The organism is Thalassotalea sp. ND16A, from assembly GCF_000764205.1.
Taxonomy (GTDB): Bacteria; Pseudomonadota; Gammaproteobacteria; order Enterobacterales; family Alteromonadaceae; genus Thalassotalea_A.
Genome location: NZ_JQDZ01000009.1, coordinates 39,718 through 56,226 on the forward strand (window position 1 = coordinate 39,718; position 16,509 = coordinate 56,226).

General features: G+C 41.1%; 11 protein-coding genes and 4 tRNA genes. 5 read left to right on the forward strand and 10 right to left on the reverse strand.

The window, feature by feature from the left end:
* Positions 1–2 precede the first annotated feature (2 nt).
* From ND16A_RS17475 to ND16A_RS17460, 4 genes are read left to right on the forward strand one after another with little or no spacing between them, the layout of a single operon-like run.
* A complete protein-coding gene (locus tag ND16A_RS17475; RefSeq protein ID WP_033075923.1) occupies positions 3–1,031 on the forward strand; it encodes an ABC transporter permease in 1,029 nt (342 codons plus the stop codon).
* A complete protein-coding gene (locus ND16A_RS17470; RefSeq protein WP_033075924.1) occupies positions 1,021–1,914 on the forward strand; it encodes an ABC transporter permease subunit in 894 nt (297 codons plus the stop codon). The genes ND16A_RS17475 and ND16A_RS17470 overlap by 11 nt, the downstream gene beginning before the upstream one ends.
* Positions 1,914–2,903 carry a peptide ABC transporter ATP-binding protein gene (locus ND16A_RS17465; protein WP_033075925.1) on the forward strand — a complete coding sequence of 330 codons (990 nt, stop codon included), beginning with the start codon at positions 1,914–1,916 and terminating at the stop codon, positions 2,901–2,903. The genes ND16A_RS17470 and ND16A_RS17465 overlap by 1 nt, the downstream gene beginning before the upstream one ends.
* Position 2,904: 1 nt before the next feature.
* Entirely contained in the window at positions 2,905–3,684 is a 780-nt protein-coding gene (locus ND16A_RS17460) for a peptide ABC transporter ATP-binding protein (RefSeq protein WP_033075926.1), read from the forward strand.
* A gap of 789 nt (positions 3,685–4,473) precedes the next feature.
* Here ND16A_RS17460 and ND16A_RS17455 read toward each other — a convergent pair.
* The 10 genes from ND16A_RS17455 to ND16A_RS17410 form a co-directional block, all read right to left on the reverse strand.
* Positions 4,474–6,387: a SurA N-terminal domain-containing protein gene (locus ND16A_RS17455; protein WP_033075927.1), complete on the reverse strand. Its 1,914-nt coding sequence runs from the start codon at positions 6,385–6,387 to the stop codon at positions 4,474–4,476.
* Between the two features lie 201 nt (positions 6,388–6,588).
* A complete protein-coding gene (locus ND16A_RS17450; protein WP_268746300.1) occupies positions 6,589–6,864 on the reverse strand; it encodes an HU family DNA-binding protein in 276 nt (91 codons plus the stop codon).
* A gap of 294 nt (positions 6,865–7,158) precedes the next feature.
* The gene (gene lon, locus ND16A_RS17445) at positions 7,159–9,507 is read right to left on the reverse strand and encodes an endopeptidase La (protein ID WP_033075929.1); all 2,349 of its coding nucleotides are present in this window, start codon (positions 9,505–9,507) and stop codon (positions 7,159–7,161) included.
* A 434-nt stretch (positions 9,508–9,941) separates the two neighbouring features.
* A complete protein-coding gene (gene clpX / locus ND16A_RS17440; RefSeq protein ID WP_033075930.1) occupies positions 9,942–11,219 on the reverse strand; it encodes an ATP-dependent protease ATP-binding subunit ClpX in 1,278 nt (425 codons plus the stop codon).
* Between the two features lie 173 nt (positions 11,220–11,392).
* Positions 11,393–11,980 (reverse strand): ATP-dependent Clp endopeptidase proteolytic subunit ClpP, encoded by a 588-nt coding sequence (gene clpP / locus ND16A_RS17435; protein WP_268746301.1) that lies wholly within the window; start codon positions 11,978–11,980, stop codon positions 11,393–11,395.
* Between the two features lie 146 nt (positions 11,981–12,126).
* Positions 12,127–13,431, reverse strand: a complete 1,305-nt coding sequence (gene tig / locus ND16A_RS17430) for a trigger factor (RefSeq protein WP_033075932.1) — start codon at positions 13,429–13,431, stop codon at positions 12,127–12,129.
* 1,207 nt (positions 13,432–14,638) lie between these two features.
* Positions 14,639–14,715 (reverse strand) — tRNA-Pro (locus tag ND16A_RS17425).
* Positions 14,716–14,737: 22 nt separating this feature from the next.
* Positions 14,738–14,813: transfer RNA gene (locus ND16A_RS17420), tRNA-His, on the reverse strand.
* A 22-nt stretch (positions 14,814–14,835) separates the two neighbouring features.
* Positions 14,836–14,912 (reverse strand) — tRNA-Arg (locus ND16A_RS17415).
* A gap of 150 nt (positions 14,913–15,062) precedes the next feature.
* Positions 15,063–15,139: transfer RNA gene (locus tag ND16A_RS17410), tRNA-Pro, on the reverse strand.
* Positions 15,140–15,446: 307 nt separating this feature from the next.
* On the opposite strand from ND16A_RS17410, the gene folD reads away from it, so the two are divergent.
* Positions 15,447–16,307, forward strand: a complete 861-nt coding sequence (gene folD, locus ND16A_RS17405; RefSeq protein ID WP_033075933.1) for a bifunctional methylenetetrahydrofolate dehydrogenase/methenyltetrahydrofolate cyclohydrolase FolD — start codon at positions 15,447–15,449, stop codon at positions 16,305–16,307.
* Positions 16,308–16,509: the final 202 nt, after the last annotated feature.

Sequence of the window (16,509 nt, forward strand, 5' to 3'; positions counted from 1 at the left end):
TTATGCTAAATTTTACTTTGCGACGCTTAAATTTACTGTTTTTTACCTTGCTAATGCTATCAATAGTATCTTTTAGCTTGAGTTATTTTTTTCCTGGGAATGTGCTGGTTAATTTGAGTGGCGAAGTAAACGCTGATCAACAAAGAACTGAGCAGTTGGTCGTCCTTTATAATATGGATAAATCTATATTTCACCAATACACCGCCTACATTGGCCAGATATTTAGCGGCAATTTTGGTCTATCCATGTCGAGCCAGATGCCAATCAGTTATGAACTCAAAACATTCTTACCAGCGACCATAGAGTTATGTTTATCGGCTTTGTTTATTGCCCTGTTCTTTGGCGTACCCTTAGGTTTTATTGCGGCAATATTTCACAATAAACCCTTAGATAAAATCATTTTAACCTTTGCCATGGTAGGTTATTCGATTCCGGTATTCTGGTTCGCGTTGATCTTAATTTTAGTATTTTCTATTACCTTGTCCTGGTTTCCATCTTCCGGCCAACTAAACTTATTATTTGAAATAGAGCAAGTGACCGGCTTTAAGTTTATCGACATTTTGTTGAGTGACAGCCAATACCAGGCGCAAGCGCTAAAAGATGCGTTTATGCATATTGTCTTACCCGCCATCGCGGTCGCAACCGCGCCGATGACTATTTTTATCCGCTTGGCACGAACTTCGATGCTTGATGTCTTAGAGTCAAATTACATAAAAGCGGCAAAAGCGAAAGGCCTGTCACAAGCCCATATCATTTATCATCATGGCATCCGCAACTCCTTGGTGGGTATTGTCCGCTTAATTGGTTTGCACTTTGCTAATTTGGTGACGGTGGCGATGATTGCAGAAGTGATATTTAATTGGCAGGGCGCTGGCAGTTGGTTAATCGAAAGCATTTTTGCCAGAGATTACACCGCAATACAAGGCGGGTTAATTGCCTTAGCCACTTTTACCTTCTTCATCAATATTCTTGCTGATTTTCTTTACGCAGCGTTAAACCCGTTAGAAAGGCATAAACAACATGGCGCGTGAAAATATATATCAAGAAGAAGAGTTTCCATCGCCGATAAAACAGCTATGGTATACCTTTAAGAATACACCAGTGGCAATTATTGCCTTTGGTTGCTATTTGTTTTTAGTATTTTTCAGTGTATTTGGCAGCTTTATCACTCCGCATGACATCGTCGAAAATAATTTGGATAAATTATTGGTACCACCAGCATGGAACGACGACGGTGATGTCAGTTATCTGCTGGGTACCGATGATTTAGGCCGAGACATGCTATCAAGGCTAATCCATGGTACTTCGCTTACTTTTGGTTTAAGTTTTGTGGTGGTCTTTTTTGCTTTGGCTATCGGGGGAATTATCGGCTCCATCTCCGCCATTAACCGAGGCATAAAAGCCAGTTTCCTCAATCACTTTCTCGATGTTATTTTATCCATTCCATCACTTTTGCTGGCAATAATTATCGTCGCGATCTTGGGACCGGGTCTGGGCAACGTACTGTGGGCAATTGCTCTGGTTTCGATACCACAATTTGTTCATGTAACCCGCAACGCCATTAAAGAAGAACAAAAAAAAGGTTATGTATTAATTCCTATCCTTGATGGTGCGTCAGAGACCCGAGTGTTGATCACTTCTATTTATCCAAACATCATTGATAAAGTCATTATCCAGGCGACATTAGCGCAATCGGCAGCGATTCTGGATATTGCTGCCTTGGGTTTTTTAGGTCTGGGGGCGCCAATCCCGATGCCAGAATGGGGTTCGATGTTAGCCAATTCTCTGGATTTATTTTATATTGCGCCCTGGACCTCGTATTTGCCTGGGTTGGCAATTTTATTTACCGTTATCGTCACCAACCTGGTTGGTGAAGGCTTACGTCACTCATTAAAGATACAAAAAGATAGATAATGAATTTATTAGACATTAAAAACCTGAGTATTGAACTTACCAGCCATGGTGAAAATATATTAGCCGTGGAACGAGTATCTCTAGCTTTAAAAGATGGTGAAATACGCGGATTGGTGGGCGAATCCGGCTCAGGTAAATCGATTTTAGCGCAAGCGATAATTGGCGTATTAGACGATAAGTGGCATGTCACCGCCGATAGATTTCACTGGCAAGGCGTCGATTTATTACGTTTGCCAATAGAAGAGCGTAAACAAATCATCACCAAAGATGTGGCGATGATATTTCAAGAGCCGATGAGCTGTTTAGACCCCACTAACAGCATTGGTGAGCAAATTGAAGAAGCACTCGATGGCAGTAAATTTAGCGGTTACTTTTGGCAAAAGGCGCAACAGCGCAAAGAAGCCGCAGCTAAGTTACTGCATAAAGTCGGGATAAAGCAGCATGACATCTGCGCCAAAAGTTACCCGCATCAGTTAACCAATGCTTTATGTCAACGTGTAATGATTGCCATCGCATTGGCGAAACAGCCAAAATTATTGATTGCCGATGAGCCTACGGCATCAATGGAAGCCACCAACCAGGCGCAAATATTCAAGTTATTGGAAAGTTTAAATAAGCTTAAGAATATGTCAATATTACTGATCAGTCATGAATTGGAAAAAATCAGTCATTGGACTGATTACCTAACGGTGATGTACTCAGGGCAATTTGTCGAAGCCGGTACCACAGAGCAAATATTCAACACGCCATTTCACCCTTATACCAAGGCGTTAGTTGCCAGTACTCCGCGCACAAGCACCAATTTAATCAAAAAGTCACTGCTACATACTTTGCCTGGCAGCATTCCCAGTTTGCAACATTTACCCATTGGCTGTCGGTTAGGGCCGCGCTGCCCGAATGCGCAAAAGAAATGTGTACTTGCACCACAAGTAGAATCTTTCCAGGGCCATCAGGTCAGTTGTCATTTCTCCCATCGCAAGGAATATTGATATGGCAAGCTTGATTGAAGTAAAAGATCTCAGTAAAAAATATAAAATAAAGTCAAACTGGTTTAAACAGAAAGCCGTAACGGTATTGCATCCGATTTCATTTAAATTGGAAGCGAAAGAAACCTTAGCGGTAATTGGCGAAATTGGCTCAGGCAAATCAACCCTGGCGAAACTTCTTGTCGGCGCAGCACGACCTACAACCGGTGAAATCAGTCTGAATGGTCAACACTTGCAAACCGGTAATTTTAAACAAAGATGCCAACATGTACGGATGATATTTCAAAATGCCGCCGATACCTTAAACCCCAGTTTAACCATACGCCAGCAACTGGAAGAGCCATTATTATTAAACACTCGCCTCGATGAAGAACAACGCAATAATATGATCCGGGCAACTCTGCAAAAAGTTGGATTACTGGCTGATCACTTACACTTTTATCCACATATGTTTTCTGGTGGACAGAAACAACGTATATCGCTGGCCAGAGCCATTATCTTACAACCACAGTTAGTTATACTCGATGAAGCGCTAGCGTCTTTAGATTTATCGCTAAGAGCGCAAATGATAAACTTGTTACTCAAGTTACAGGAACAAATGGGCCTGGCGTATTTATTGGTATCACACGATATTGACGTAGTCGAACACTTTAGCGATAAGATCATGGTGTTACGTGAAGGTAAAGTGGTCGAATATGGCAATACCCGTGACGTATTAGCCAACCCGAAAGATAAATACACCCGTAAGCTAGTGATGTCGCAACGAAAGACGAAGATGAAATAGAAAGCTGCGGGCTAAAAGCTACGAGCTACGGGCAGATAGTGTTAGCGATAAGTGAAGGGATATTAGGTACAAGGTACAAGGTACAAGGTACAAGGTACAAGGTACAAGCAGTATATTTTAATATCGATTAGAGTAATTGCCACTATACAATATCAGAAAAAATTCACCGTCATCCCATCATGTTTTTGGATGGGATCTCCTCCAGTTACGAAGAGACTTTAAACGGTAGCCCCACCGCACGCTCAGTGAGATCCCGTGCAAAAACATCACATATGACGTGGTGTAAGTAAACCGAAATAGTTGATTATCATACACTTAGAAAAATTACTCCGTCATCCCGTTATGCTTTTGAACGGGACCTCCTAAATTCAAAACGTGCATAGCAACAATGGTTCTTCGTTTCTCGTTTCTTAAGAACCATAAATTATCAATCAAAGTTGCTATTAGCATATATAGAGAGTTCTCTGAGTAATGCGCTATCTGCCTGTACCCACTAAATCAGCTAAGGGCAACTGGCTGCGAGCCACGGGCAGATAGTGTCAGCGATAAGCAAAAGTATTGTTCAAACTAGAATAAACAAACCAGGTTTTGGGATAAGGGTGAATTCTAAACACCAACCATACTGCTTGTACCCTGTACCCTGTACCTCGTACCCTTAATCTAATTCATACGGGATCTGCTCGTGGCTCGTGGCTCGTTGCCCGTAGCCAGTTGCCCGTTTCTTGTTGCCAGTTGCCAGCCACAAAAAAGGCCGCGTTAGCGACCTTTCAAGCAAGTGACTATTAACGTCTAAAACTGCGGGGCAGCGTTAGTCGGTAAATTACGAGAGATCTCAGCATTCGCTTTCAAATTGCTAATGTAGCCTTCAAAAGCCGATTGTGATAATGCCATTGTTTGTTGTTGGGCAAGATTAGCATCCGCTTCAGCGGCAGCACCTTCAACCACACTAATTAATTCAACAATCGCGTAATCACCATTAGCCATCACAGTATTGGCCGCAGATACTTGTCCGTCAACCGGGTGTGCTAAAGTAAACGCTTGACGAGCAATATTATTGGCAACGTCACTACCGTTACGAGCAATGTTCTGCGCCGTAACAAATTCAGCGCCAGCAGTGGCTAAATCTGTAGTGGTATCTTCACCGGCAATTAATTTCGCTAATAATGCATCGCTTGCCGCTTGTGCCGCTAAGCTTGCTTTATCATTGACAAGTTGCGTTTTGATTTGAGCACTTACGTCGATAAGTGGCTTAGTGCTAGCCTCTTTATGCTCTGCCAGACGAACAACCATCGCTTGCGCATCACCAACAACTTCAACCACATCGGAGTTCATTTTATCTAATAACACAACATCCGAAAAAGCAACGTCAATAACATTACCATTATTAAATGGTGCCGAATTGCTACCGCGAGTTAACCAGTCACTGGTTTTAATTTCAGCATTAATCACCGCTGCCGCATCATCTAGAGAATCTGGCGATTCAAAGGCAATTTCAGCCATTTGCGTTTGTAAATCATAATAAATTTCTAACGCTTTATCGTTCGATAACTGAGTAAGGATTTCGTCTTTTACCTCAATAAACTGTTTCGTTTTAACCGCTTCTAAGTCAGTTAATTTAATAATATGAAAACCAAAGTCAGATTTCACTACGTCACTGATATTGTTTTCTAAGGTTAAGGCGAAAGTGGCTTTGTCAAATTCGACATCCATTGCTCCTTGTTCGAACCAGTCCAGATCACCACCATTTTCACCAGAAAAACTATCGGCAGAAAACTCTTTCGCCAATGCGGCAAAATCTTCACCAGCTTGAACTTTGGCAAGTAGTTCTTTGGCTTGCTGCTGCGCCGCAGCTTCATCATCAGCAAACTCGATTAAGATATGCGATGCACGACGACGTTCTGTCGTAGAATAGGCATCCATATTATTGTCGTAATAAGCTTGCACTTCCGCAGCTTCTACCACCACATCTTTGCTAATGTTGGCAATATCTAAACTGATATATTCAACTTTGACCTGCTCTTGCGTGGCAAACCGGTTTTGATTGGCTTGATAATACTCGTTAATTTCGGCGTCAGTGATTTCGCTATTAACGACAAATTGTTTGGCTGAAACAGTCGCGTAACGAATACTACGAGTTTGATTGGTTAATTTTACTGAAAGCTCTTGCTGGTATGGCAGGCTAAACTCAGTTGCCATGACACTCTGCATTAATTGACGACGCGCCATATCAGTACGTAAGTAATCTCTAAACGTAGAAGGCTGATAAAATCCGGCCTGATTAATGACCATTAAATAACGATCGTTATTAAACACGCCATCAACCTGAAATTCAGCCATTGCATAAATGGCTTCTTTTATTTGTTGATCACTAATGCGGATGTTTAATTCCCTGGCATTTTGATCTAATAATTCTTCGTTGATCAAGTTTTCTAATACATTTGAACGCATTGATTGCATGTAAACATCATTTGCTGCTAATTGCGCAAACATCTCACCATATTGTTGCTCCATACGAGCACGTTGGTTTTGATACGCTGATTCAAATTCTTGCTGGCTAATTTTTTCGTCATTAACCGTAGCTGCAGAGGTATCAACAGAGTTGGTATAACTACCGACACCAGCAAACACAAATGTAGCAATCACTAGGCCTAAAATAACCTTAGCGGTAACTCCTGAAGAGCCTTCTCTTATTCTTTCTAACATATTGTTCTCTTGTCACTTAACATCAGGACATAAATTTTTGATGCTCGATTGTAGCAAACACTATGGCGAGCTTGAAGTGTTTATCTTTAAAATTATCGTCTTATTGCAGTTAATTTATTAATTATGCAAATTTTGCATATATTTCTTCTATAAACAAAAAAAGCTGGCATAAGCCAGCTTTTTCACTCTAAGAAGTAATTCTTAGTTCACTGCATCTTTAAGTGCTTTACCGGCTTTGAAAGCTGGAATTTTAGCTGCAGCGATTTGAATAGTCGCACCAGTTTGTGGGTTACGGCCAGAACGAGCTGCACGATCACGTACAGAGAAAGTACCGAAACCAACTAGAGCAACTTGCTCACCTGATTTTAATTCGTCAGATACAGCATCGATAAAAGAATCTAGCGCACGGCCAGCTGCTGCTTTAGAGATGTCAGCGCCTGCTGCAATTTTTTCAATTAGTTGTGACTTATTCACAATGTGTTCCCCTTTAATTGTTATTATTTGGAGCTTTTCAGAAATGCTCGATAGTTTTTATATCAGGCATTTTCATTAACTGCAAGCTCCGAGTTCCAAAAAATAAGATTTAAATCAAATTTCATTTTTTTAATTTGCCTATCCCTTGCTATTGCTAAGCTGTAGCGCAGGTTTAGCTTGGCTTCGGTATTCAGACTAACACAGTTAAGTCGTTTGAAAACCCCTAAATAGCAATTTTTTTCATTTTTATTGAAAAAATCGCTTATTTTTCAAGAAAACCAGCAGTGATACCACGAATTAACTCGCTACAGACCACTTATCCGGCGATTCTAACAGGGCAAGTTCAAGTACATCATCAATCCATTTTACCGGATGAATGGCCAAATCGGCTTTCACATTATCTGGAATTTCTTTTAAATCGCGCTCATTATCTTTTGGAATAATTACGGTTTTTATACCACCTCGGTGTGCTGCCAATAGTTTTTCTTTTAAACCACCAATCGCTAATACTTCACCACGCAAGGTAATTTCACCAGTCATCGCGACATCCGCCTTAACCGGATTACCGGTCAAACTTGAGACCAGGGCAGTACACATGCCAATACCGGCACTTGGGCCATCTTTTGGCGTGGCTCCCTCAGGTACATGAACATGAATATCACGCTTCTCATGAAAGTCTGAATTGATGCGCAAGCCTTCAGTTCGGCTACGCACTACCGTCATTGCCGCCTGAATCGATTCTTGCATCACTTCGCCCAATGAACCGGTAAACGATAATTTTCCTTTGCCCGGTACTGATGCAGCTTCAATGGTCAATAGCTCACCACCGACTTCCGTCCAGGCAAGACCCGTAACCTGGCCAATGCGGTTCTCGTCTTCCGCTTTGCCATAATCAAAACGCTGAACACCTAAAAACTCTTCCAGGTTATCCTGATTAATGATGACTTTTTTCACCTCGTCATTAAGCAATATTTTCTTCACCGCTTTTCGACAAAGTTTTGAAATTTCACGTTCCAGGCTACGCACCCCGGCTTCGCGGGTGTAATAACGAATGATGCCGATAATGGCACTGTCTTCAATTTGAATTTCGTTATCTTTCAAACCATTGCGTTTAATTTGTTTGTTCATTAGATGACGGGTAGCAATATTAAGCTTTTCATCTTCGGTGTAACCTGACAAGCGAATCACTTCCATGCGATCGAGTAATGGCCCTGGAATATTCATGCTGTTCGACGTTGCCACGAACATCACATCCGATAAGTCGTAATCTACTTCCAAATAATGATCATTAAAGGCATTGTTTTGCTCAGGATCTAGGACTTCGAGTAATGCCGATGCTGGATCTCCACGCATATCGGAAGCCATTTTGTCAATTTCATCCAGTAAGAATAATGGATTTTTTACTTCCGCTTTCGCCATTTTTTGTACCAGCTTGCCCGGCATTGAGCCGATATAGGTACGACGATGACCACGAATTTCTGCTTCATCGCGCACACCACCAAGTGCCATGCGCACGTATTTGCGCCCGGTTGCTTTGGCGATAGACTGACCCAGTGAAGTTTTACCAACGCCAGGAGGGCCGACTAAACACAAAATAGGGCCTTTTAACTGGGTAACTCGTTGCTGCACGGCTAGATATTCTATGATCCGTTCTTTTACTTTTTCCAGGCCATAGTGGTCTTGCTCAAGCACATCATTGGCCAATTTTAAATTACGCTTTAATTTGCTGCGTTTTTTCCAGGGTACCGAAATCATCCAATCAATATAGCTGCGCACTACCGTAGCTTCAGCCGACATTGGCGACATCATTTTTAATTTATGCAGCTCCGCTAAGGTTTTTTCTTTGGCTTCGGCTGGCATCTGTGCATCTTCAATTTTTTTGGCCAGCTGTTCTGCTTCATCTGGCACATCATCCATATCACCAAGTTCTTTTTGAATGGCTTTCATTTGCTCATTCAAATAATATTCGCGCTGGCTTTTTTCCATTTGCTTTTTAACCCGACCGCGAATTTTCTTTTCCACCTGCAACAGATCTATTTCACCTTCCATTAAGGCCATTAAATATTCAAGTCGCTCACCAACATTAATAATTTCCAGGACGTGTTGCTTGTCCTGTAATTTTAAAGGCATATGGGCAGCCATGGTATCGGCAAGTTGTTCGGCATTATCGATACCGGAAACCGAAGTAAGTACCTCAGGGGGAATTTTTTTATTAAGCTTAACGTAGCCTTCAAACTGAGAAACGGCTGAACGCACCAGGACTTCATGATTATCAGTCTCACTCTGCTCAACTTCTAAATAGTCGACGTTGGCAATAAAATACTCTTCAGTTTCAACAAATTCTTTGATGCTGGCACGCTGGATACCTTCGACCAATACTTTCACCGTACCGTCCGGTAACTTCAGCATTTGCAAAATAGTGGCAATGGTTCCGACTTCAAATAAATCTGTCGCTTGCGGTTCATCGACACTGGCATCTTTTTGTGCGACCAAAAATACTTTTTTATCGCTCTCCATCGCTAAATCTAAACAGCGAATGGATTTTTCACGGCCTACAAATAATGGAATGACCATTTGCGGGTAGACTACGACATCACGTAAGGCTAGTACTGGGGTTTCAAATGGTCCTGAATGCTCTGTGCTCATAGGGAATACTCTTGGAAAGGTGATGTGTACACTAACGGATTATCACAATATTATTTTTTCTTATGTGGAGTTATCGTTAGCAGTTATTAAGCTCTACTTGAGTATATGGGGATTTGGATGAACTATTCAATAGGTTAAACTGTTTTTATTACAGATTTAGCTGAACCCACTCTAAAGGCATTCAGTCTGCTGTAGATAAGTATCTCCGTATACAAAATAAAAATTGCTTCGGGCTACGGGCTTCGGGCAGAATTCGTATTGTTACACGATAGGTAAATTCATCAAAGATACAGCCCGTGGCCAGTAGCTCGTTGCTAGAAGCTTAAAAACAATCACCCTCTAAAGGCTTCCTGCCTGCCGGGTATAAGCACATCCATGTACAAAAATGCCAGTCTGTTGACTGGCATTTGTTTGACTTTAAACGACTTCGTCGTTTATTGGTTTGCTTGTTTTTCTTCAACCGTTTCATACATGATAATAGGTTTTGATTCGCCTTTTATCACTGACTCATCAACCACCACTTTACTGGCATCGGTTAGTGATGGCAGGTCGTACATGGTATCTAACAGTACAGCTTCAACAATTGACCTTAAACCACGGGCTCCGGTTTTACGGACCATGGCTTTATTGGCAATCGCTATTAATGCATCTTCCCTAAATTCAAGCTCAACACCTTCCATATCGAACAGGGCGGTAAACTGTTTAGTTAACGCATTCTTCGGTTCTTGCAGTATTTGAATCAATGCACTTTCATCAAGCTCAGTTAACGTGGCAACTACCGGAAGACGACCAATAAACTCAGGGATCAAACCATATTTCACTAAATCTTCAGGCTCTACTTCCTGAAAACGCTCGGTTAACGATTTTTCCGAATCCTTGCCTTTCACTTCGGCACCGAAACCAATACCGGTACCAGTGATCAGGCGCTGTTCAATGACTTTATCAAGACCAGAAAATGCACCGCCACAAATAAATAAGATTTTAGAAGTATCGACTTGCAAAAATTCTTGTTGTGGATGCTTACGACCCCCTTGTGGTGGTACCGCAGCAATAGTGCCTTCAACCAATTTTAATAATGCTTGTTGAACACCTTCACCAGATACGTCACGGGTGATTGATGGATTATCGGATTTACGTGAAATTTTATCAATTTCATCGATGTAAACAATACCGCGCTGAGCTTTTTCAACGTCGTAGTCACATTTCTGTAACAATTTTTGGATGATGTTTTCAACATCTTCACCAACATAACCCGCTTCGGTTAATGTGGTGGCATCAGCCATAGTAAATGGTACATCCAACATCCGCGCTAGCGTCTCAGCCAGTAAGGTTTTACCTGAGCCGGTAGGACCAATAAGCAGGATATTTGATTTACCTAATTCAATGCCATTATGAGTGTCACCATTACGTAAACGTTTGTAATGGTTATAAACCGCTACCGATAACACTTTTTTCGCATGCGTTTGGCCGATCACGTATTCATCTAAATTTGCTCTGATTTCTTGCGGCGTTGGCAGTTTTTCAGACTCTGTTTTCGGGGAAATATCTTTGATTTCTTCACGAATAATATCGTTGCAAAGCTCAACACACTCATCACAAACAAACACAGAAGGGCCTGCAATCAGCTTTCTCACTTCATGCTGACTTTTGCCACAGAACGAGCAATACAATAACTTTTCGTTATCACCGCTACCTTTAATTTCGTCGGTCATACGGTTTTCTACCTCAATTTAAACGTAACCTATCAATTAATATCATTGATAGTGCCTCACTGTTGAGGCTTTATTTTTTACCACTATCTATATAGTATTTCACAAAATAAGCAATTAACAACTTAGCTAACTAGCCTACTTGTATTAACTATGGGGTTTTCTGCAGATAGTTACTATCTTTTGGTTAATATGCCATCAACCAGGCCATAATCTACGGCTTCTTGCGCACTTAAGAAATTATCACGGTCAGTGTCTTTGGCAACCTTGTCAAGATCTTGACCGGTATGCTCAGCCATTAAACTATTAAGCTTCTCTTTAATAGACAGGATTTCTTTGGCATGAATTTCAAAATCTGACGCCTGGCCCTGGAAACCACCCAAAGGTTGATGGATCATCACCCGCGCATTTGGTAAACAAAAACGTTTGCCCTTTTCACCCGCGGTAAGTAAAAATGCGCCCATGCTTGCCGCTTGTCCCATACATACTGTACTGACATTGGGTTTGATAAATTGCATTGTATCATAAATCGCCATACCTGCTGTTACCGAGCCGCCCGGAGAATTAATATAAAGGAATATATCCTTATCTGGGCTTTCCGACTCAAGGAATAACAATTGAGCAACGATCAGGTTCGCCATGTGCTCTTCCACCTGGCCACAAAGAAAAATAACACGCTCTTTTAATAAACGTGAATAAATATCAAACGACCGTTCCCCCTTTGGTGTTTGTTCAACCACCATAGGAACTAATGCATTGTCGATTTGCTGAGAATTATTATTAGTAAACAAAGAAAAATATCCTTAAAGAAATAAAAATGGCTTATATGCAGTCATATAAGCCATTTAAGCTATTGCCAGAGACAATGTCAATGCAAAAGACGATTAAGCGGGTTAATTCCTAAAAGAAATTACGCTTGTGGGTTCATCATGTCTTTAAATGCTGTTGCTTTGTCGGTAACTTTAGCTTTTTCAAGAATTAGTTCAACCGCTTGTTCTTCGAGAGCAACGTGTTGCATTTGTTGTAGAAGTTCCTGGTTGTTCATGTAGTATTCAACCACTTCTGTTGGATCTTCGTAAGCAGATGCTGCTGACTCGATTAATGCTTTAACCTTGTCATCATTCACTTTTAATTCGTTAGTTTTGATCACTTCACCGAGTAACAAACCAACTTTTACACGACGCTCAGCTTGTTCCTGGAACATTTCAGCTGGTAATTGCGGCATGTTTGCAGGGTCCATTTGACCACCAAAACGTTCCATTGCTTGTTTACGCAATACATCAATCTCTTGGGTGATTAACGCTTTTGGCGTATCAATTTCGTTAGCTGCAACTAAACCTTCAAGTACTTGCTCTTTAACTTTACCTTTAACGGTTTGTGTTAATTCGCGTTCCATATTTTTCTGAACTTCTTCACGAAGAGCGTCAATTCCGCCTTCTTCTACACCGAACAATTTCGCAAATTCTTCGTCGATTTTAGGAAGTACAGGACCTTCAGTTTTGTGAACAACAACATCAAACTCTGCGTCTTTACCTTTTAGGTTTTCAGCATGGTAATCTTCCGGGAAAGTTACGTTGATAGTTTTCTCTTCGCCAACTTTCATACCGGTAACTTCTTTTTCGAAACCAGGGATCATGCGACCAGCGCCTAGTTCAAGTTCGAACGCTTCGGCTTTACCGCCTTCAAATTCTTCACCATCAACACGACCGTTGAAATCAATCGTCAACTTATCGCCTTTCTTGGTTTTACGCTTGTTTTCTTTCCAGGTTTTGTGCTGGTTTTGTAAAGTAACAAACATTTCATCAAGATCTTTCTCGGTTACTTCAACTACAGGCTTTTCAACGTTAATCGTTTCTAAACCGGCTAATTCAACTTCAGGGTAGATTTCAAACGTTGCATCAAACTCTAACTCTTTACCTTCTTCGTTGCTTTTCGCTACGAATGCAGGACGGCCAGCTGGGTTTAATTTTTCAGCCATGATAGCTTCAACGAAATGACGTTGCATTAATTCACCGGCAACTTCTTGACGTACCGATTTACCGTAACGCTTCTGGATCACTGAAGGTGGAACTTTACCAGGACGGAAACCGTTAATTTTTTGTGTTTTTGCGATTTGACGTAGACGGTTTTTTACTTCTACATCTACTGTTTCGGCTGGAACAGAAATTGATACTTTACGTTCTAAGCCTTGAGTAGTCTCAACTGATACTTGCATTTTTATACCTCAAATTCCGACGTGTTAACGCCTGTTAATGCATCTTATATATTTACCAGTAAACAAAACGCTTACCGTCAGTTCATAGCCCGCCCTTTAGGTGGACTATGAGTCGAGAGATCAGTTCACTGATCTCTCGATAAAAAGATGTTCTAGCGCCTATTAAATATAAGCGTGTTGATACCAACCGATATGAATATATGGTCAACTCAGTGTTTATCAAAGGTGCTAGAACAAATGAAATTTGAAAGAGATAGTTTTTCTATCTTTTTTAAATTTCCTGCAGTTATAGTGACTTTGATAAGCACCCAAAGGGCGAAGTTAAAAGATTTTGATGCTGCGTTATACATTTTTTCAGTGGAATAACCACAGTACAAAATGAAAGCCTTGCCTAAAACTCTTTTACCAATCGCTGAGTGAGCAGATATTTATGTCGCTTGGTATTAAATGTGACGCGGAATTATAGCGGTGCAATGCACGACTGTAAATAGCTGATAACTAACTTATGCGCTTTGTAACAATTACAACGAGTGTTCTAACACCTGCGATTTCATCAGAAATGCTTGTAGCCCTTGCTAGCATAGACATCGTTATTATTTATTAACAATAACTTAGCAAGCCGATACGTCACGTTAAGGCATATATATGGGCAAACAAAGCGAAAACAACCAGAAAAGTAAAAAAATTTAATTTTTTGTAAGAAACGCGGAACGCGGAACGCGGAACGCGGAACGCGGAACGCGGAACGCCAGGATGATAATCCTCTCAGATTAAAATACAACAAAAACATTACCTTCGTTTCTCGAAGAAAAACTTATGAAATAAATTTGATTGTTTTAAGAGAATTAACGAAGTAAATCGTAAGGTTTAGTATCTTGAAGAAAAATTTACGAAGTAAAATTGAATATTTTAAAAATAACGGAGTGTAGTATTTTTAAAATAAAGAAAGTGGTCGGTGATGCAAGATGTATTAAGTACGTCCTGTACTTAACCCTTCGGGCGTACTGCGTACGTGAAAATTTGTTCCAGACAAATTTTTTGAACTTGCCAAGTAAGTTCTTTATACAAACCGAGTTGATTTTAAATTGGAAATTTAAAAGAAAGTGGTCGGTGATGCAAGATTCGAACTTGCGACCCATTAGACTGAGAGCACCCAAACGTTGGTTTGGTCATAGATAGTAAATATATTTAGAATAGAAAAAGAAAGTGGTCGGTGATGCAAGATTCGAACTTGCGACCCCTTGGACCCAAACCAAGTGCGCTACCAAGCTGCGCTAATCACCGATATTTCTTTCCATTTAAAAAATGGGGTGGCTAATGGGATTTGAACCCACGACAACCGGAATCACAATCCGGGGCTCTACCAACTGAGCTATAGCCACCACTGTATTGAACCATAAGAAATGGCACGCCCTGCAGGATTCGAACCTGCGACCCACGCCTTAGAAGGGCGTTGCTCTATCCAGCTGAGCTAAGGGCGCAAAACCTCTTACAGGGTATATTAAGTTGAAAAAAATTCAACATTAATATGGTAGATAAGAAAAAGTGGTTGCTAATGTATAAATGCGTCAAGATTCGAACTTGCGAATCATTATCAGCATAAAACACACTAAATCCCACCAAAGAAAAAGTGGTCGGTGATGCAAGATTCGAACTTGCGACCCCTTGGACCCAAACCAAGTGCGCTACCAAGCTGCGCTAATCACCGACATATTTTCTGGCTAACACATCACTGTGTCAACGGATGCGCATATTACCTATGAGAGATAAGTCCGTCAAACACTTTTTGATATATTTTTGTCGTTCGCTCAATTTTAACGCAGTTTGTATAAAAAGCCGCTCATATTGACGCAAAATTGATTTTTTGGGGGATTAAAATTTAATGAGAAGTGAATTTCTTCCGCTCAATATCAAAAACTTTAAAGTATTTGCCAATTACTTCCCCCTTTACCTACACCCAGCTTAAAAACTATGCGAAAATAGCCGCGTTTTTTTCTAACTCCATTTAAGGCTTTATGAGCGCACAGTTAATCGACGGCAAAGCAATTGCCCAGCAGATCAGACATTCTGTTAAAGAAAGAGTACAACAACGTATAGGTGAAGGTAAAAGAGCCCCTGGCCTGGCCGTTGTTTTAGTCGGTAATGACCCGGCTTCTGAAGTCTATGTTGGCAGCAAACGCCGCGCCTGTGAAGAAGTAGGCTTTGTTTCTAAATCTTACGATTTACCAGAAACAGCAACTCAAGATGACTTATTTCAGTTAATCGATCAGCTAAATAATGATAATGACGTTGATGGCATACTGGTACAACTGCCCTTACCCGCCGCTTTAGATGCCAATTTGATCATTGAACATATTCACCCAGATAAAGACGTTGATGGTTTTCACCCAGCCAATGTAGGTAAATTATGTTTACGCCAACCCGGTCTTCGCCCTTGCACCCCTAAAGGTATCATGACGTTAATTGAATCAACCGGGGTTAAGCCCCATGGTTTGGAAGCCGTTGTAGTTGGCGCGTCAAATATAGTTGGCCGGCCAATGACGCTAGAGTTGTTATTGGCCGGTTGTACTACTACAACCACGCACCGTTTCACCAAAAATCTCGAAGCCCGTATTCGCCAGGCGGATTTGGTGGTAATAGCTGTTGGCAAACCCGAATTTATTCCAGGAGACTGGATCAAAGAAGGTGCGATCGTGATCGATGTAGGCATTAACCGTTTAGACAGCGGCAAACTGGTTGGTGATGTTGAATTTGCCGTTGCCAAAGAAAAAGCCGCGTTTATTACGCCGGTACCCGGTGGTGTTGGTCCGATGACAGTTGCAAGTTTAATTGAAAATACGTTAATTGCTTGTGAAGAGTTTCATAGTTCAAAATAGGGACTGGGTACAAGGTACAAGGTACAAGGTACAAGGTACAAGGTACAAGCAGCATTTTTGCAGCCCAAATTTTGTTTACAATACAAGCTTGGGGCTTATTTAATATTATCAGAGCAGATAGTTAAAAATACAAGCGCTCGCTGTCAACTTGGGGGGTTCCAAAACAAGTTTGGAATGACGGAGTATTTTTTCTAGAGTTTAT